Source organism: Arthrobacter sp. MDB1-55, assembly GCF_059092925.1.
Genome location: NZ_JBNHID010000001.1, coordinates 553,757 through 571,352 on the forward strand (window position 1 = coordinate 553,757; position 17,596 = coordinate 571,352).

At 65.4% G+C, this 17,596-nt stretch carries 17 protein-coding genes; 8 read left to right on the forward strand and 9 right to left on the reverse strand.

The window, feature by feature from the left end:
• Positions 1 to 15 precede the first annotated feature (15 nt).
• Positions 16 to 1,590, reverse strand: a complete 1,575-nt coding sequence (locus tag AC5RU3_RS02740) for an aminopeptidase P family protein (RefSeq protein WP_309070693.1) — start codon at positions 1,588 to 1,590, stop codon at positions 16 to 18.
• 107 nt (positions 1,591 to 1,697) lie between these two features.
• On the opposite strand from AC5RU3_RS02740, the gene AC5RU3_RS02745 reads away from it, so the two are divergent.
• Entirely contained in the window at positions 1,698 to 2,543 is an 846-nt protein-coding gene (locus AC5RU3_RS02745; RefSeq protein WP_309070674.1) for a PHP domain-containing protein, read from the forward strand.
• Here the strand turns inward: AC5RU3_RS02745 and AC5RU3_RS02750 are convergent.
• From AC5RU3_RS02750 to AC5RU3_RS02760, 3 genes are all read right to left on the reverse strand, one after another.
• Entirely contained in the window at positions 2,533 to 3,450 is a 918-nt protein-coding gene (locus AC5RU3_RS02750) for a DNA-methyltransferase (RefSeq protein WP_309123589.1), read from the reverse strand. The genes AC5RU3_RS02745 and AC5RU3_RS02750 overlap by 11 nt on opposite strands.
• 7 nt (positions 3,451 to 3,457) lie before the next feature.
• Positions 3,458 to 5,068, reverse strand: coding sequence for a DEAD/DEAH box helicase (locus tag AC5RU3_RS02755; RefSeq protein ID WP_493964815.1), 1,611 nt, complete (start codon positions 5,066 to 5,068; stop codon positions 3,458 to 3,460).
• Positions 5,069 to 5,381: 313 nt separating this feature from the next.
• Complete coding sequence (locus tag AC5RU3_RS02760) at positions 5,382 to 7,004, reverse strand: RNB domain-containing ribonuclease (protein WP_493964816.1); 1,623 nt, start codon at positions 7,002 to 7,004, stop codon at positions 5,382 to 5,384.
• 67 nt (positions 7,005 to 7,071) lie between these two features.
• Between AC5RU3_RS02760 and AC5RU3_RS02765 the strand changes: the two genes are divergently transcribed.
• Positions 7,072 to 7,797, forward strand: a complete 726-nt coding sequence (locus tag AC5RU3_RS02765) for a ferritin-like fold-containing protein (protein WP_309070678.1) — start codon at positions 7,072 to 7,074, stop codon at positions 7,795 to 7,797.
• Positions 7,798 to 7,809: 12 nt separating this feature from the next.
• On the opposite strand, the gene thiE is transcribed toward AC5RU3_RS02765, so the two are convergent.
• Complete coding sequence (gene thiE, locus AC5RU3_RS02770) at positions 7,810 to 8,496, reverse strand: thiamine phosphate synthase (RefSeq protein ID WP_493964817.1); 687 nt, start codon at positions 8,494 to 8,496, stop codon at positions 7,810 to 7,812.
• 148 nt (positions 8,497 to 8,644) lie between these two features.
• Between thiE and thiO the strand changes: the two genes are divergently transcribed.
• From thiO to AC5RU3_RS02785, 3 genes are read left to right on the forward strand one after another with little or no spacing between them, the layout of a single operon-like run.
• Complete coding sequence (gene thiO / locus AC5RU3_RS02775; protein WP_309070680.1) at positions 8,645 to 9,787, forward strand: glycine oxidase ThiO; 1,143 nt, start codon at positions 8,645 to 8,647, stop codon at positions 9,785 to 9,787.
• A complete protein-coding gene (gene thiS, locus AC5RU3_RS02780) occupies positions 9,784 to 10,017 on the forward strand; it encodes a sulfur carrier protein ThiS (protein ID WP_375164369.1) in 234 nt (77 codons plus the stop codon). Before thiO ends, thiS begins: the two co-directional genes overlap by 4 nt.
• A gap of 2 nt (positions 10,018 to 10,019) precedes the next feature.
• Positions 10,020 to 10,811 carry a thiazole synthase gene (locus AC5RU3_RS02785; protein WP_493964818.1) on the forward strand — a complete coding sequence of 264 codons (792 nt, stop codon included), beginning with the start codon at positions 10,020 to 10,022 and terminating at the stop codon, positions 10,809 to 10,811.
• 22 nt (positions 10,812 to 10,833) lie between these two features.
• Here AC5RU3_RS02785 and AC5RU3_RS02790 read toward each other — a convergent pair whose 3' ends face one another.
• From AC5RU3_RS02790 to AC5RU3_RS02800, 3 genes are all read right to left on the reverse strand, one after another.
• On the reverse strand, positions 10,834 to 11,139 hold the full coding sequence (locus AC5RU3_RS02790) for a hypothetical protein (protein ID WP_309070683.1): 306 nt from the start codon (positions 11,137 to 11,139) through the stop codon (positions 10,834 to 10,836).
• Between the two features lie 16 nt (positions 11,140 to 11,155).
• A complete protein-coding gene (locus AC5RU3_RS02795) occupies positions 11,156 to 11,380 on the reverse strand; it encodes a DUF3107 domain-containing protein (RefSeq protein ID WP_309070684.1) in 225 nt (74 codons plus the stop codon).
• Between the two features lie 77 nt (positions 11,381 to 11,457).
• Positions 11,458 to 12,078, reverse strand: coding sequence for a TetR/AcrR family transcriptional regulator (locus AC5RU3_RS02800; protein WP_309070685.1), 621 nt, complete (start codon positions 12,076 to 12,078; stop codon positions 11,458 to 11,460).
• Positions 12,079 to 12,240: 162 nt separating this feature from the next.
• Between AC5RU3_RS02800 and moeB the strand changes: the two genes are divergently transcribed.
• Entirely contained in the window at positions 12,241 to 13,428 is a 1,188-nt protein-coding gene (moeB, locus tag AC5RU3_RS02805) for a molybdopterin-synthase adenylyltransferase MoeB (protein WP_309070686.1), read from the forward strand.
• A gap of 51 nt (positions 13,429 to 13,479) precedes the next feature.
• Here moeB and AC5RU3_RS02810 read toward each other — a convergent pair whose 3' ends face one another.
• Positions 13,480 to 14,805, reverse strand: a complete 1,326-nt coding sequence (locus tag AC5RU3_RS02810; RefSeq protein WP_309070687.1) for a glutamyl-tRNA reductase — start codon at positions 14,803 to 14,805, stop codon at positions 13,480 to 13,482.
• Positions 14,806 to 15,010: 205 nt separating this feature from the next.
• Here AC5RU3_RS02810 and hemE point away from each other — a divergent pair, with 205 nt between their 5' ends.
• Positions 15,011 to 16,078, forward strand: a complete 1,068-nt coding sequence (gene hemE, locus AC5RU3_RS02815) for a uroporphyrinogen decarboxylase (protein ID WP_309070688.1) — start codon at positions 15,011 to 15,013, stop codon at positions 16,076 to 16,078.
• Positions 16,075 to 17,517, forward strand: a complete 1,443-nt coding sequence (gene hemG, locus AC5RU3_RS02820) for a protoporphyrinogen oxidase (RefSeq protein WP_309070689.1) — start codon at positions 16,075 to 16,077, stop codon at positions 17,515 to 17,517. The genes hemE and hemG overlap by 4 nt, the downstream gene beginning before the upstream one ends.
• Positions 17,518 to 17,596 lie beyond the last annotated feature (79 nt).

A 17,596-nucleotide genomic window follows, 5' to 3' on the forward strand; every position in this document is an offset into this window, starting at 1 on the left:
CGTAGGGGTGATCCGCTATTCGCCGGTAGGGCTGTAGATACCAGCCATCCACGCCTCGACGTCGTCGGGATCGCGGGGAAGTGCTGAACTGAGGTTCACCGGTCCATCCGCCGTCATCAGGATGTCGTCTTCAATGCGCACACCGATTCCGCGATACTCCTGGGGAACCGCGAGATCCTCTTCCTTGAAGTAGAGGCCCGGCTCGATGGTGAAGACCATCCCCTCCGCCAGGACCCCATCGAGGTAGAGTTCCCGCCGGGCCTGTGCGCAGTCATGGACGTCCATGCCAAGGTGGTGGCTGGTGCCGTGCGGCATCCACCGGCGGTGGTGCTGGCCCTCGGGAGCAAGAGCTTCGTCCAGCGGCACAGGCAGGAAACCCCACTCATCCAAACGCTCAGCAAGCACGGCTACAGCAGCGGCGTGCACCTCGCGGAACTTCACGCCCACCTTCGCAGCCGCAAAACCGGCGTCGGCGGCGTCCAGCACGGCCTGGTAGACCTTGCGCTGAATATCGGAATATTTGCCGCTCACCGGCAGCGTGCGGGTGATGTCCGCCGTGTAGAGGCTGTCAGCCTCCACTCCAGCATCCAGGAGCAACAGCTCATCGGCGTTGACCTGCCCGTTGTTGCGGATCCAGTGCAGAATGGTTGCGTTGTTGCCCGAAGCTGCGATGGTGTCGTAGCCGAGGTCGTTGCCCTCTTCCCGTGCCCGGGCGAAGAACGCCCCTTCAACCACGCGCTCGCCGCGCGGATGCGTAATAGCGCGCGGCAGTTCCTTCACAACCTCGTGGAACCCGTTCACGGTAGCCTCCACAGCCCTGCGCATCTGCTCGACCTCCCACTCATCCTTGATGAGTCGAAGTTCGGACAGAGCTTCCGCAAGTTTTGCGTCGAGCGCATCGGAGGCCTCAAGGTCCACACCCGTGTTGATGCGGGACGTGTCCACCAGGGCGTCAGCGTTCAGATCGACTTCCCGGAGCAAACGGATGCGGGTGCCGCCGATCTCCACTGCGCCGGCGTCCTTCGTGATCGCCGTTTCAAGGTCGGCGAGGTCAGCTGTTTCCAGCGCTAGCAGTGCACGCACCTCCGCGCGGGAAAGACGGGAGCCGATCCAGAACTCGCCGTAACGCGCGTTCGCGTAGAACTCGGCGCTGTCCCGTCCGGCCAGTTCGCGGAAGTAGAGGGTGGAGTGATGGTTGCCGCCGTCGTCGCCGTTGCCTTCTTCAACCGGCTCCATGACGAGCACTGCGTCGGGCTCGTGGTCCAGGCCGAGTCCGGTGAGGTGGGCGAACCCGGAGTGCGGGCGGAAACGGTAGTCCGTGTCGTTTGAGCGGACCTTCAGGGGACCGGCGGGAATGACCAGGCGCTCGCCGGGGAATTGCCGGGAGACCTTGAGGCGGCGCTGCGCCGCGTACCGCGCTACTTCAGCTTCCGCTGGAAGCTCGGTGTCTTTCGGCGCCCAATTGGAACCCATGAACGCCTTGAAAGCGTCCGAGTCCGGCCGCTGCGACCGGTTCTCGTTGCGGCTCGAGAGCGGCTGCTCCTCCGGCGTGACAGGGGTGGCGTCATTGCCGGCTTCGTTCGGATTCATGGTTACTGCCGATGGGATGTTCTCTGCTGTACTCACCAGACCATCGTCTCACCGGCCGTGGAGTGAGCCAAACACTCCCTGGGGCCCGCCGGGCGTACAGTTATTTGGTGAGAATTGACCTGCACGCCCACTCCACCGAGTCTGACGGCACTGAAAGCCCGGCGGACGTCATGCGCGCCGCGGCCGCAGCCGGACTCGACGTCGTCGCACTCACCGACCACGACTCCACAGCCGGCTGGGCCGATGCGGCCGCGGAAGCCCGCACTCTGGGTCTGACACTGGTTCCTGGTATGGAGGTGTCCTGCCGCACCGAAACAGGCATCAGCGTGCACGTGCTCTCCTACCTGCATGATCCGGCCCATCCGGGACTGCTGGCTGAAGTCGAGCGGTCGAGATCGGCCCGGCTTACCCGGGCTGAACGGATGGTGGAGAAACTTTCCGTGGACTACCCGATCTCGTGGCCCCACGTGCTTGAACACGTCGCCGAAGGCGCAACCATTGGGCGGCCACACATCGCCGATACGCTCGTGGCACTGAAGGTCGTGGCGACGAGGAGCGAGGCGTTCGCCAGCATGCTCAGCGCCCGGTCACGGTACTGGGTTGGACACTATGCCCCACACCCCGCAGATGCGGTGGCGCTGGTACGTGAGGCAGGGGGCGTTCCGGTCTTCGCGCATCCAGTGGCGTCCTCCCGAGGCCGGGTCGTGGACAACCGGGTGACCGAAGAAATGATCGACGCCGGCCTTCTCGGCCTGGAGATCGATCACCGGGACAACTCGGAGCAGGGGCGCGCGGATCTGCATCGAATCGCCTCGCGGCACAACCTGCTGATCACCGGCTCAAGCGACTATCACGGAACCGGGAAGCCCAACCGGCTGGGTGAGAACGTCACACGGCCCGAGATGTTTCAACGCCTAGAGGAACTGGCTACCGGCAGCAGCGTTATCCGGTAGCGGCCGGCGAATCCAGCTCATCGGATGTCGGACTGCCTGCTTCCGCCTCCAGCCAGGGTGCCAGCCGCCGGGACATCACCTCGATCGACTGCGGATTGCTGTCCACGCAGACGAACCGCCGTCCGAGCTTGCCCGCGACGGCGCCCAGCGTCCCAGAGCCGGCGAAGAAGTCAAGCACCCAATCACCCGGCCTGCTGCTCGCAGCCAGAGCCCGCCGCACCAAACCCTCCGGCTTCTGCGTAGGGTAGCCGGTCTTTTCCTTGCCCGTCGGGGAGACGATGGTGTGCCACCAGACGTCGGTGGGCAACTTGCCGAGCGCTGCCTTCTCCGGCGTCACAAGGCCGGGCGCCATGTACGGCTCACGGTCAACTTCGGCGCTGTCGAAGTGATACGCCGCCGGATCCTTCACGTACACAAGGATGTTGTCGTGTTTCGCCGGCCAGCGGCGTCGTGCCCGGGCGCCGTAGTCGTAGGCCCAGATGATTTCGTTGAGGAAGCACTCACGCCCGAACAGGGTGTCGAGCATGACCTTGGCATAGTGCACTTCCCGGTAATCGAGGTGCACATAGAGGGTCCCGTCCTCAGCTAACAGACGCCATGCCTCGGCGAGGCGGGGTACGAGGAACTCCCAGTAGTCCTCGAAGGCATCGTCGTAGCTTGCGAGCATGCCTTTGACCGTGGAGTAGCTGAGCCCCTTGAAACCGACGCGGTCCCCGGCACCCGGCGCGCTGCGGACCATGGAGGTCTGCTGCCTGCGTTGCGAGCGGCCCGTGTTGAACGGCGGGTCCACGTAGATCATGGTGAAGGAATTGTCCGGAAGCCCGGCCAGGTACTCCAGGTTGTCCGCCTGCACCACGAGGTTCGGTCCATCCGGCCGCCAGACCGGATGGACCGGAAGATCTCCCACGGATCTGTCAGCTGTCTGCGGCAGGCTTGGCCACGACCTCGCCGTTACGACGGCGGGTCCGTGGCCGGTTGCGCTTGGGGCGGTCGGTCCGCTCTGCCCGCGTGCCGCCGGCTTCCGCTGCGGCGTGGTCCTCGGCGGGAGCGGCTGAGCCACCACTACGACGACGGCCTCCCGTCTTCTCCTCGGAACCCTGCTTGCCGCCGCGGCCACCCGAGCGGGTGCGGTCGCCGGTGCGGTTTTTCTTGCCGGTTTCGCCGAGGTCTTCGATCTTCTCGGCGTTGATCCCCGCGAGCGTGCGCTGGGCGCGGGGGAGGCGTCCCTTGGTGCCCTCGGGAATGTCGAGGTCGGTGTACAGGTGCGGCGAGGACGAGTACGTTTCCACGGGTTCGGCCTGGTCAAGCCCGAGCGCCTTGTTGATCAGGCCCCAGCGGGGAACGTCGTCCCAGTCCACAAAAGTGACTGCGGTGCCCTTCTTGCCCGCACGGCCGGTACGGCCAACGCGGTGCAGATAGGCCTTCTCATCCTCAGGGCACTGGAAGTTGATGACGTGGGTGATGTCCTCGACGTCGATGCCGCGGGCCGCAACCTCGGTTGCGACCAGAACATCGATCTTGTCTCCGCGGAAGGCGCGAAGGGCCTGCTCACGGGCTCCCTGGCCCAGGTCGCCGTGGATCGCGCCGGCGGCGAATCCGCGGTCCACCAGCTCTTCCGAGAGCTTCGCGGCCGTGCGCTTGGTCTTGGTGAAGATGATGGTGCGTCCGCGGCCGCGGGCCTGAAGGATCCTGGCCACCACTTCGTCCTTGTCAAGGTTGTGCGCGCGGTAAATGACCTGGCGAATATCTTTCTTGGTGGCGCCGTCGTCTTCAGGATCAGCAGCGCGGATGTGCGTCGGGTGCGACATGTAGCGCCGGGCCATGGCCACAACGGGTCCAGGCATGGTTGCCGAGAAGAGCAGGGTCTGGCGGATCGCCGGGGTTGCCGACATCAGGGTCTCGACATCGGGCAGGAACCCGAGGTCAAGCATCTCGTCCGCTTCGTCCAGGACAACGATGCGGACGTTCTTCAGCGACAAGATCTTTTGGCGGTACAAATCGATCAGGCGGCCGGGCGTGCCGACGACCACTTCGGTGCCGCGCTTGAGCGCCTCGATCTGCGGCTCGTACGCACGGCCGCCATAGATCGTCACGATGCGGGCGTTCCGCTTCTTTGCGGCTTTCGTGAGGTCATCGGCGACCTGGACGGCGAGCTCACGCGTCGGAACAACGATGAGCGCCTGTGGTGCTCCGGGCGCGGGCAGCCTGTCGTAACCCTCGTCCGAGGGGCCGACCACGCGCTGCAGGGCAGGCACGCCGAAACCGAGGGTCTTACCCGTTCCGGTCTTGGCCTGTCCGATGATGTCGTGGCCGCCCAGCGCGATGGAGAGGGTCATCGCCTGAATGGGGAAGGGGTGCACGATCCCCGCGTCCGCGAGGGATTCGACGATGTCAGCGCGGACGTTGAAGTCGGCGAAGGTCTCGGGTGCTTCCTGGTGCGGTTCTTCAGTGGTGACAAGCGTCTCTTCGACGAAGATTTCGTCATCGCTGTTGTCCGCGTGGAGGTGGTGGTTGTCTGTGGTCACTCTTACTACCGTTTCGATTAGGCACTGCCGCCGCCGGGCTCAACGGCCGGACCGGTGAGGTCCGCTCGGAGCAGGACGGGGCAGGGCGTCCAGTGGAAGCCGATCGCGGGCTATCAACTGCGGCTCGAGAGCGGAGCGGTCCGCTTCGAGCTGGTAAAAACTCAAGATCGCGTAGGTATTGCGGGTCGATTGTTGGGAGGCTGCCGGTTCACAAGAACCGCGGCCCACCACGTTCGGAACTGGAACAAAAGTTCGTCGAGAACGACAAAAGTTCATCTAGAACGACCGGGCATCCATTACTACGCGTTCCAGTCTACCCTGCCGCGCTTTCACTTTCCGACGTCGACGCCGCTTCCTGCGCACCCTCGATCAGCTCGAAGCGCAGGTCACGCCGGCTGATGTCCGCCGTGACCAGCCGAACCCGTACCTCGTCTCCAGCCGTCATGACGCCGTCGCACCGTGCTTCGACGGCGGGATCCGCGATCTGAATGACACCATGGGGGGCTCCGTTGCCGTTCCGGCCGTTCCCGTTACGCCCGTTCCCGTTACGGCCGTTCCCGCCGTTGCGGCTTTCACCGTCGCTTGCCCTTCGGGGTGCCTCTTCAGGGGGAGGTGCCGGCTCGGATACGGTGGCAGGCGCGTCAGGAGCCGGCTTGGAACCAGTAATGACGACGGCGTCGAACTCCTGGCCCACCCGGTTGCTGAGCAGCGCGGCCTCCACGGCGGCAATGGCCCCGCTTTCCAGCCGTGATGCAAGCTGGTTGGAGGAGGACATGAGCGCGTTCAGTTCCGGCAGAGCCGCGCGCACCCACTCCGGGACATTCTTTCCTGCGCACAGTGCCTCGCAGATCACCAGGACGAAACGGTCAACCAGGCGCCGCAGGGGCGCGGTGGTGTGCGCGTAGGGCGCTGCAATTGCAGCCTGCTCGACGGCCTCCGGGATGTCGCCGTCGAACGCTGTGTAGCCTGCCCCGCGGAACAGTGAGGCCGCCGCATGCATGAGGGAGAGCTGCCTGGGGTCCGAGGTGTCGAGGCTGCGCAGGAACTCGCCGTACGGCAGGTCCCGGGGCCAGGAACGCCCGAGTGCCCGGGCCTGGTGCCGGAAGCGGGCAAGAGAGGTTTCATCCGGGGCGGGCATGGTGCGCAGAATCCCCACGCCGCCCTCGAGCATGATCTCCGCGGCTGCCATGCCGGTCATGAGGGAAAGCTGCGCGTTCCAGTCCTCCGACGCCAGGGGCGGGCGCGTGACGATGAAGTAGCGCTCGCCGTCGTGCGCTATTTCCTGCTCCGGCAAGTTGAGGCTGGCGCCGCCACGTTCCTTCTCGAGAGCGATCCGCTTGGTACCGATTTCCTTGAGCAGGGTCAGGTTCTCGGCGGCACCACCCGAGTCAATGTCCTCCTGCACCTGCTCATAGGTGAGTTGCGCGCGGCTCTTGACGACGGCCCGTTCGACGACGACGGACTCAACCTGCGCATCCTCGTCCAGTTCAAATTCCCAGACATAGGCGGACCGCACCCTGCCGGGCAACAGGCTGGCGGCGTCTTCGGCAATGACCTCGGGGTGGAGGGAGATCCGGCCGTCCGGGGCGTACATGGTCTGGCCGCGGAGACGGGCTTCGGCGTCGATCGCGCCGCCGGGAGCCACAAAGGCCGGGACGTCGGCAATCGCATACCAGACCCGGTACCCCGAGCCTGCACGCTCCAGGTGAAAAGCCTGGTCAAGATCCGTGGAGCCCGGGGGATCCACGGTGATGAATCCCAGCGCGGTGAGGTCTTTCTCCGGCAATACATGTTTGTGCACCGCAGCATTCGCCTCTGCCAGCACGTCCGGTGGGAAATCGGCGCGCAACTCCAGTTCCTCGCGCAACCCCTCAAGCGCAGCAGTGAGCTGGACCTGGGAGTCCCTGTTGCTCAAATCCAGATGCGAATACGGCACAGTGCCAACCGTAGTACAACCCACCGACGAACTGTCGGTGAAACTGCGCGCGGGTACCCTTGATCCCATGACTGCCTTGCATCCGCAAACCCCTTCGAGCTCCTCCGCAGCATCCCCGACGACCCGCACGGGAACCGGCCAGGAGCCACTGAACGGGTTCGTCGTCGACCTCTTCGGCGTCATGGCTTATGGGGAACTGTCCGCGTTCGAGCGGCTGTCGTCGGACGCGAGATTCTCGCCGACGCTTCGGGACCGGGCAGCGCTGGGGCGCCTGGCCGTCACCGAGTTCGAACACTTCGAGATGGTCAGCGCCCACCTGGCCGGGCTCGGTGTGGACGTCGAGGAGGCAATGAGCCCGTTCCAGGCTTCGATTGACTCTTTCCATGAGCGGACGCGTCCCGCCGACTGGTATGAGTCGCTCATGAAGGCGTACGTCATCGACGCCATCTCCGCCGACTTCTACACAGCGCTCGCGGAGCACCTCGACGCCCCTACCCGGGACCTGATCGCCCGCATCCAGTCGACGGCCGAGCAGGGCGGTCTGCTGCAGTCCAGGTTGAAGTCCGCGCTCTCCGACGATCCGAGACTCGCCTCCCGGCTTGCCCTGTGGGGACGACGCCTCGTGGGCGAAGCTCTGACGCAGGCACAACGGGTCGGCATCGAGCGCCAGTTCCTGGGCGGCCTGCTCTTCGGTGCTGCAGACGTGGACCAGGAACGGGAAACTGCGCAGCTCTTCGCCCAGCTCACCCGGAACCATTCACGCCGGATGAGCTCACTCGGGTTGACTGCCTGACTCCTGGCGGCCTTACCGTCCCCGCTGCTCCTCATCCGGAAGCTGCGCCTTGAGCTTTCCGGCGGCCTCCTGCGGATCGTCGGCTTCCGTGATGGCCCGTACGACGACGACGCGCCTGACTCCCGCAGCCACCACCTCCGGGAGGTTTTGAAGGTCGATGCCGCCGATCGCGAACCACGGCTTCAGGGGGCGGCCCTGTTCCGCCAGCGCTGTTTCGAGCCTCGCCGCCTCCCGGACAAGCTCCAGCCCGACGGCGGTTCGGCCGGGTTTGGTGGGCGTGGCCCAGATCGGTCCCGTGCAGAAGTAGTCGACGTCGTCGTTCGCTGCCGCCGCTGCCACCTGCTCGGGTGAGTGGGTCGACAAACCGAGAACACCGCCGTCGGGCAGGAACTGCCTCGCACGGGTGGGCGGCAGGTCCCGCTGTCCGACGTGCAACACAGGCGCGCCGCTGATGGAGGCGATATCTGCGCGGTCGTTCACTGACCACAGCCTGCCGTGCTTCCCGGCAGATGCGCGCAATACCTGAAGCAGCTCCAGTTCCTCGGCGGCCTCGAGGGACTTGTCCCTGAGCTGAATGATGTCCACACCGCCAGCAAAGGCAGCGTCCACGAAAGCCCCGAAGTCCTGCTGCTGCCGGCGAGAGTCGGTGCAGAGGTAAAGTCGGGCGGCGTCAAGTTGCATACCCCCTACAATTTGCATACCCCCTACAATAAAGGCGTACTGCGGGAGCCGTGCCGCATCCGGGAATCACCGGATGCCACACCGGCTGAGAGGGCGTTCGACGCCGACCGCGTTGTGAGAACAACGAACCTGATCCGGGTCATGCCGGCGTAGGGAAGGGCTGTGGGTGAATACGGACGTGGATGTCGCCGTCGTCGGCGGAGGGATCATCGGGCTGGGAATCGCGTGGGAAGCGATCCGCAGGGGCCACTCGGTTGCGTTGATCGACCCGGATCCCGCAGGAGGGGCAACACACGCCGCCGCGGGCATGATCGCCCCGGCCAGCGAGCTGCATTACCGCGAGGAGCATCTGCTGCGGCTCACGGTCGACTCCGCATCCCGCTACCCCGAGTTCCTGTTCTCGCTTGCCTGGACGGGCGTCGACCCCGGCTATCGCAGAACCGGAACCCTGGTCCTTGCGCTCGACGGCGCCGACCGCACGGCGCTCGCCGATCTCCAGACGGTACAGCAGCGCAATTCGTTGTCGGTGCAGCAGATTCCCCTGCGTGAAGCGCGCCGGTCGGAGCCTCTGATTGGTCCGGCAGCGACCGCGGCTTTCCATGCGCCTGACGATCACCAACTGGATCCACGCAGGCTGGCGCAAGCGCTGATCGCTGCCGTGTCCGAGCGTGGCCGCCTGGTACGGCGACGGGCTTCCGGGATCGAGCGAACCGGAAACCGCGTCACTGGCGTCAGTCTCGAGGACGGCACTTTCGTGGGCGCCCGGCACACGGTCGTTGCCAACGGCTTGGCTGCTGCAGACCTCGCCGGCCTGCCCTGTCAGCTTCCCCTCCGGCCGGTCTACGGCGACATTCTTCGCCTTCGGGTTCCCGAGGCGCTGCAGCCCCTGCTGACCCACACCATCCGCGGGCTGGTGCGCGGGCACGCCGTCTATCTGGTGCCGCGTGAAGACGGAACAGTCGTGCTTGGAGCGACCATGCGGGAGGACGGCAGCAGCGCCGTGTCCGCGGGAGGGGTGTATCAGCTGCTGCGCGACGCCCAGCAACTGATACCCGCCGTTGCCGAGCTCGAGCTTGTCGAGGTGCTGTGCCGCGCGCGGCCGGGAACGCCGGACAACGCGCCTCTACTTGGTGGTGTAACGGGTACCCACAACCTGGTCATCGCCACCGGATTCTTCCGCCACGGCGTACTTCTGACGCCGGCTGCAGCGGCGCTGTGCGTGGACCTGCTGGAGGGCAAACCGGGCCCGGCGGAACAGGAGCGGTACAAGCCCGATCGATTCGAGGAAGGACGAGCATGGAGAAGTTGACCATCACGGTGAACGGGGAGGACTCGGTCACAACAGCCCCGGACCTGCTGTGTCTGGTGGCAGAGCTTACGGGGAGGGAGCTGGCACCGACCGGGCAACCGGTCGACGGCTCGCGGCTCGGGGTGGCGGTCGCTGTCAATGCTGCCGTAATTCCCCGCAGCCAGTGGTCCGGCAAGGCACTTACCGAGGGGGACGACGTCGAACTCGTCACCGCCGTACAGGGAGGATGAAAATGCAGACGGACACAATCGTGAACGCTGACCCGCTGGTCATCGACGGCGTTCCACTTACCTCAAGGCTCATCATGGGAACCGGGGGAGCACCGAGCATTGAGGGGCTGGGCGAGGCATTGGCCGCTTCCGGTACCGAGCTGACCACGGTCGCAATGCGGCGCTATACGCCGCAATCCGGAGCGTCGCTCTTTCAGCTGCTGAACGGCCGCCGGATGCGCATCCTTCCGAACACCGCGGGCTGCTTCACCGCACGCGAAGCCGTACTGACTGCCGAACTGGGACGCGAAGCGCTCGAGACCGATTGGGTGAAGCTCGAAGTCATCGCCGATGAACAGACTCTGCTGCCCGACGCCGTCGAACTGGTCGAAGCCACTGAAGCCCTGGTGGCACGCGGATTCACGGTTTTCGCCTACACCAATGACGACCCGGTCCTGGCACTTCGGCTGGAGCAGCTGGGAGCTGCCGTGGTCATGCCGTTGGGCGCGCCCATCGGTACCGGGCTGGGCATCCTCAACCCGCACAACATTGAACTGATCGTGGCCCGGGCAGGGGTGCCCATTGTGCTCGACGCCGGAATCGGCACGGCCTCGGACGCCGCGTTGGCGATGGAGTTGGGCTGCGACGCGGTGCTCCTCGCCACTGCCGTCACCAGGGCCCAGGAACCGGTGACGATGGCGTCGGCTTTTCGCCATGCTGTCATCGCCGGACGCCTGGCTGCTCAGGCGGGGCGGATTCCGAAGCGGGAGCACGCGCTCGCGTCGTCGTCCTTTGACGGCAGGGCGGACCTGTAAACGGGCTGCCCGGGCTGTCCCTTCAGCGCCGTTTCAGGATCGCCGTCATGGCTTCGGCGTCAGCCTGCTCCCGGTGCCGGCCGAACCACCAGGCCGCCGCCACGGTAAGGGCGGTGGATGCAACCAGCGGGAGGATCCAGGCCAACCAGGAAAGGTCGGGATGGTAGCCCAGACCCGCAAACTGCAGGATGATCCACAGAATCAGCGCTGAGCAGAGGGAAATGGCGGGGAGCAGGAGAACGCCGTAGCGATGATGCCGACGGTCCGCGAACCACACGAAGAAGCCGACGCACACGGCGACGCCGGTAACGATTATCAGCGAGACCACGGCGGCACCTGCTCGGTCAGAGAGCGCCGAACCCGATTCGGCGTGATTCGCTCTCGCCGATCTCCACGTAGCCCAGGACACCGGTGGGAACAATGACCTGGCGCCCCTTGGCGTCGGCCAGGCGCAACTCGGCACCACCGTTCATGGCCCTGCTGACAATCTCAGCGACCTCATCTGCAGACTGGTTGGACTCCAGGACAATCTCGCGGTTGACGTTCTGAACGCCGATTTTGATCTCCACAGCTAAGGCCTTTCATAGACGGGCAGATGACTTTGGCGACGCTCGTACATCAGCGCCACCACTTAGGGAAATGTAACTCAGATTTCCTTGGGGAATCGACTTATTCCGCGCCAAGCTAAACGGTAGATAAGCTCGCTGGCTGTGTCGATGTCGAGGCTGCCGTCTGTCTCGAGCCAATACCGCGCACTCACCTGTGCCATCCCGGCCATGGCCCGCCCCAGCAGGGTGGCCTCCAGGTGGGAGAGCCGGGTGTCACCGGAAATCACACCGGCAATCTGATCCGCGAAGTGGGCGTTGAAAGCTTCGAGACGGCGGCTCACATCAGGATCATTATTCAGATCGGACTCGAACACGATCCGGTGGGCCTGGCTGTCCTGGGCGATGAACTGAAAGTATGCGCGCATGGTGGCGTGCACGCGAAGTTTGTTGTCCGTCGTGGATTTCAGCGCATCCACCAGCAGTTCGGTCAGCGACGCAAGATGGCTCTCAAGCAGCGCCAGATACAGTTCGCGCTTGCCCGGAAAATGCTGGTAAAGCACAGGTTTGCTGACATGGGCCACTTCAGCGATCTCGTCCATTGCCGCGCCATGGTAGCCGTTGACAACAAACACCTCGTGGGCGGCATTCAGCAACTGGCGTCGTCGCTCGTCTCGCGGAAGCCGTGTGGCCTTTCCGCTTGCCGGTGCCTCTGAACTCACTGTCTGGGCTTTCGTTGTACGTCTTCATAAACCCGCCGGTACAGCGGGTCTCCCAGTCTACCCGCGCAGCACCATGCCGGAGGGAACATCGCCGGGGGAATGTGTGCCTGATATGTCGGCCCTGTATTGCGTTGTGCAGCGTCGGTGGGCATACATTGAAGCATGAGTTCCTTGACTCCCGTCCCTGGCCCGCTGGTGGAGCCGCACGCCGAACTGAGCAGGGAGGAGACGGAGCGATACTCCCGCCACCTCATCCTTCCGGAGTTCGGTCTCGAGGCCCAGAAACGACTCAAGAACGCCCGGGTTCTCGTTATCGGGGCCGGTGGCCTGGGCTCGCCCGCGCTTCTCTACCTCGCCGCTGCCGGTGTGGGAACGCTGGGCATTGTGGATGACGACGTCGTCGATGTCTCCAACCTGCAGCGGCAGGTGATTCACGGAGTCAGCAATGTGGGTCAGGCCAAGGCCCGCTCGGCCGAGCAGAGCATCAAGGAGCTCAACCCTCACGTGGCGGTCATCCGGCACGAAGTCCGGCTCGACACCAGCAATGTCTTGGACATCTTCGCGCAGTATGACCTGATCCTTGACGGCACTGACAATTTCGCTACCCGGTACCTGGTGAGCGATGCCGCTGAAATTTTGGACAAACCGTACGTCTGGGGCTCCATTCTCCGGTTCGACGGCCAGGTGAGCGTCTTCTGGCCCAAGCCGTCCGTCGGAGGGCCCAGCTACCGCGACCTCTATCCCGAAGCGCCGCCGCCCGGCGCCGTCCCCTCCTGCGCGGAGGGCGGAGTGCTCGGCGTGCTGTGTGCCCAGATCGGTTCAGTCATGGTCAATGAGGCGATCAAACTGATCACGGGCATCGGCTCCACGCTTCTGGGCCGGGTCCTGATCTTCAATGCCCTCGATATGACGTGGCGGGAACTGCGCGTACGCAGGGATCCTTCCGCGGCGCCCATCACTGAACTCTCAGACTATGAGGCGTTCTGCGGAATCGTCCCGGCCGATACGGAAGGGGAGGAGGTTCCGTCCGTCACAGCTGAGCGTCTGGAGGAGCTCCTCCAGGAACGCTCCGCCGGTGCCCATGACTTCGACCTGATCGACGTGAGGGAGCCTGGCGAATACGAGATCGTCCGCATAACGGGAGCAACCCTTGTTCCTCAGAACCGGATCCTGACAGGGGAAACGGCGCTTGATCCCAGCCGGGAGATGTACGTGCACTGCAAGGCCGGTTCCCGTTCCGCCAACGTTGTCCGCTATCTGCGCGAACACGGCGCGCGGAAGGTCTACAACGTGGAGGGCGGCATTCTGCAGTGGGTTCGCGACGTAGAACCGGACAAGCCGGTCTACTGACCCTGCCCGGCTACTGCCCCTGCTCGGCTACTGACTTGCAGCAGATCCTTGTCAGGCTGTGTCGGCGCGGGACTCGTTGACTTCGTGCACCGGGCAGGACTGCGCAGGAGCCGTGCCGGCGCCGGTCTCGGGTTCGATGCCGTAGAGCGCTTCAAGTGCCGCGGTGTAGTCCTCCTGGCGGCCTTCGGCTGCCAGTTGCCGCGCACGGACGGTGGGAACATGCAGGAGCTGGCGAACCATGCGTCGAAGGGCGAACTCGACTTCTTCGGCCGCAGCGGTGCAGCCGTGCTGCGCCCGCACACGGGTCATTTCGGCGTCGAGAACCTGCTGTGTGTGCTTACGCAGTGCGACGATAGCGGCATCAACAGAGCGGGAGTTGACCTGCTCCTGGAAGGCGTGCGCCGCGTTGGATACCAGCTCGCCCGCCTGGCGGAGGGATTCGGCTTGTTCCTCCGGAGCCGCGAGCCGGACGGACTCAAGCGTGATGAGCTCTACGTTCTCCACTGAGTCCACCGCTGGATCGAAGTCGTGGGACAGGGCCAGATCAACGATGACCAGGGTGTGCTCGACGCCGTCCCGAAGCTGACGGATGTCCTCGGCGCCCACGCGACGCTCACTGCCGCTGCAGCCGATAACGACGTCGGCGCGCGTCAGTGCGGCTGCGAGTGTCTCATCGGTCAGGGCTGTTCCGCCGCGGGTAGCCACGAAGCTTTCTGCCCGGCCGGAAGGAGAGTAGACGGAGATGTCGGTGCAGCCGCGCTCACGAAGCAGCGCCATGGTGGCGCCGGCGTATGCTCCAGTGCCGAAAACAACCACGGATTTCTCCGCCAGATCACGGGTGCTGGAGAGGTCTGCGGCGAGGTCGAGTGCAACAGAGACAATTGAACGGCCGCGGGCGCCCAGGGCGGTCTGCGCTCCGACGTCCCGGGCGGTGCGTGAAGCGGCCTGGAACAGGCGTACCAGGCCACCGCTGGCGGTGCCGATCCCCTGTGACTCAACGAGCGCACGCCGTACCTGGCCGGCAATCTCGCGTTCGCCGACGACGGCGGAATCGAGCCCTGCGCTCACACTGAAGAGGTGGCGCGGCACGTCCTGTCCCGTCAGTGTGGTGAACGATTGCGAGACTTTGCTCTTGGGAAGTCCGGACTGGTCGCTGATGGCTGCGATGATGGAGGAACGGGCAGACTCAATGTCTGCTTCCGATGCTGCCTCGCCATAGATTTCGTAGCGGTTGCAGGTTGCAAGGGCAACGGCTCCGCTGAGAGCCTGACTGTCCCGAAGCGCGGACGAAGCGACCTGGGACGCCCCGACGCTGAGGCGGGCGACGGTCTCCAGATCGATATCCGAGTGGGTTGCAACCAGGGAAAAGTAGTTCACAGCCCTCCCAGCATAGCCAAAACGACCTCTTGAACCCTAATAGGGGAACCTAACCTCCAGCCTTTCTCCAGCGTCCAAAAACCGCGCCGTTGCAGGGAAGTGGGCAAGCGTGCACGGAGGAGAATGTGGGAGCTGTTACCGTGATTTCGGCCACCACCCACGGGTGAAGTTATCCAACCGGGTGGAACTTCGGCAGAATCGACTCATGACCCTCAGCGCAACGCACCCCCTGACTGACGGCACGACGTCACAGTCCCCGCTCATCCAGGCCTATCGTGGCGGCACGCCGTCCCGCCGTCCGGTCTGGTTCATGCGTCAGGCCGGGCGCTCGCTGCCGGAGTACCGTTCGCTCCGTGAGGGTACCGCCATGCTCGACGCGTGTCTGGACCCGGCCATGGCCGCCGAAATCACGCTTCAGCCGGTCCGGCGGCACGATGTCGATGCCGCGATCTTCTTCTCAGACATCGTGATCCCGCTGAAGCTGGCAGGCGTCGATGTGGACATCGTTCCCGGCGTCGGTCCCGTGCTCGGAAGCCCCATCCGCAGCGCAGCGGACGTGGCTTCGCTGCCCGAACTGACAGATGCAGCACTGGAGCCGATCCGCGAAGCGGTATCCCGTACCGTCTCAGAACTGGGCACTACGCCGTTGATCGGTTTCGCTGGGGCACCTTTCACCCTCGCCGCCTACATGGTTGAGGGCAGGCCGTCACGCGACCACCTTGGCCCGCGCACCATGATGCACGCAGACCCGGCCGCCTGGCGTGCCCTCACTGAATGGGCAGCGGACGCATCAGGCAAGTTCCTGCGCGCCCAGCTGGAAGCCGGAGCCAGTGCCGGCCAGCTTTTCGATTCGTGGGCCGGATCGCTGGGGCTCAGGGACTACATCGAGCATGTTGCGCCTGCGTCCTCCCGTGCCCTGGACCACGTCCGCGGCCTCGGTGCACCACTCGTGCACTTCGGAACGGGGACCTCGGAGCTGCTCGTAGCCATGCGGGACGTCGGCGTTGACGTCGTCGGGGTCGACTACCGCCTCCCGCTCGACGAGGCGAACAGGCGGCTCGGCGGAACAGTAGCGCTTCAGGGAAACATTGACCCCGCGCTGCTCTCAGCACCATGGGAGGTACTCGAAGCGCATGTACGGGAAGTTCTCGACGCCGGCTCAGCAGCTCCCGGGCACGTGGTCAATCTCGGTCACGGTGTCCCGCCGGAAGCGGACCCCGACGTGCTGACCCGGGTCGTTTCGCTTATCCACTCGGTGCCGCCCGCCCCATGAGCCGCGAAAAGCAGGTCGAGGCAGGTCCCGGCGTCGTCGTCATCGGAGGCGGTATCGCAGGGCTCTGCGCGGCGCGTGAGCTCGTGGCGGCCGGCCTGCGTGTGACCGTGCTCGAATCGTCGGAGAGGTTCGGCGGGTCAGTGGCCAGCCACGAACTGGCCGGCCTCACGCTCGACGCCGGTGCAGAGTCCTTCTCGACCCGCTCCGACACCGTGCCGGCCCTGGCACGGGAACTGGGCCTTGGGAGCCTGGTCTGCAGTCCCGATCCCGTCGGCGCGTGGTTGCACCTGCCCGGGCCCGAGGGCGGCTCCACCGCCGTCCCGCTTCCGAAATCCGGGCTGCTCGGGATCCCGGCAGATGTACGGGATCCGGACCTGCCGCGGCTGATCGGCCGGGCAGCCAGCGTACGGGCCGGTCTTGACCGCGCCCTGCCCCTGGGCGGACTGCTGAACCAGGATCAGCTCAGTCTGGGAGCGGTGGTGCGGGCACGGATGGGCTCCGAGGTATTGAAGCGGCTGGTGGCTCCCGTCGTCGGGGGTGTTCTCTCTGCCGATCCGGACGATCTCGATGTTGATGCCGCCGTGCCGGGACTGCGGGCGATGATGCGCAAGCACGGGTCACTCGGTGCGGCCGTCGGCGCGATGCGGCAGGCCGCTCCCGCCGGAACTGCCGTTGCCGGTCTGGACGGCGGAATGCACCAGCTCGCCACAGCCCTTATCGAGCGCCTCAGGCAGGACGGCGCGAACCTGCAGGCGCAGCAGGACGTTCGAAGCCTCGTCCGTACCGGCGACGGCTGGACCGTGAACACTCAGAACGGGTCGTTGGCCGCCGACGCCGTCATCGTTGCCACCGGCGGTCCCACCGCGGTTGACCTGCTGGCGCCGACCGTGCCGCGGCTGCACGATGACCGGCCGGCGGTGGTGCCCGCAGTGGCGCTGGTGAGCCTGGTGATGGACGTACCCGAACTCGACGCCGCGCCACGCGGGACGGGTGTTCTGGTTGCCCGCGATGTTCCGGATGTCCGGGCGAAGGCCCTTACGCACGCCACAGCCAAATGGTCCTGGCTGGCGGAACGCGCGGGCCCCGGTAACCACGTGGTGCGCCTCTCCTACGGCAGGGGAGCGGACGACGACGACTCGGCGAGGCTCGCTGACGACGACCTGTATGAACTGGCCCTGCGGGACGCTTCGGTGCTGCTCGGCGTGGAAGTCAACCCGACCGACGTCGTCGACTGGGATGTGGTCCGGTGGACCAATGCGCTGCCCCACGCCACGCTGGGCCACAGGGACCGCGTGGCGCGCATCCGGGCTGCCGCCGCGGAGGTAAGTGGTCTGGAGATCACCGGCGCCTGGCTGGCCGGCACCGGCCTGGTGGCGGTAATCGATAACGCTCGGGACCGCGGGGCGGCGCTCGCGCGGCGTCTTCAGCCGGGCCGCTAACGCGGTGAGCCGGGAGGTTGATAAACTTCTACCGGCTGTAGAACCGATCAATTTTTATTTGCCTGTTGACAGGAGCAGA